Source organism: Vibrio sp. 10N.222.49.C9 (assembly GCF_041474985.1).
Taxonomy (GTDB): Bacteria; Pseudomonadota; Gammaproteobacteria; order Enterobacterales; family Vibrionaceae; genus Vibrio; species Vibrio crassostreae_C.
The window spans coordinates 1-497 of record NZ_JBFRVD010000227.1; the positions used below are offsets into that span (position 1 = coordinate 1).

Genomic DNA, 497 nt, shown 5'->3' on the forward strand with positions numbered 1-497 from the left:
GCAGACCCCATTGAACAAGATCAGGTGCTTGCGTGTATATCCTCATCTGAGCACTCTCGAAGCAACGACGAATGGCTAGATACCGTCATGGGATTTCGTTCGGGAAACTGGGCCTATGAATGGACCCACGCAGGGATGATTCATCAAAAACGCGCAGCAGAGTTAAAGGGTGATGAAGCTGCCGAGGCTCTCTATAAAGCGAGTCTTTATTTCAGCATTGCAGCCTACCCACATATCAAGGGCGATAATCTATCCATACAAGCTCAGGTATTGGCGAATAAGGCGTACGAAGAAGCATCCCATGCGAGCAAGTATGTGTTTAAGCAACTGAATGTGCCTTATAAAGGCAAAACGGTGCAGGCGAATTTACATCTGCCACATACTGAACGCCCGTTACCTGTAGTGATCGTTTGTGCTGGGCTAGATAGCGTACAAACCGATATGTGGAAGCTGTTCCTTGATCACTTGGCTCCCAATGAATTTGCGATGCTGACCAT

The 497-nt window shown here is 47.7% G+C and carries 1 protein-coding gene; it reads left to right on the forward strand.

The window, feature by feature from the left end:
* On the forward strand, positions 1 to 497 hold a 497-nt coding region (locus AB4585_RS22875), incomplete at both ends, for an alpha/beta hydrolase (RefSeq protein ID WP_372171100.1).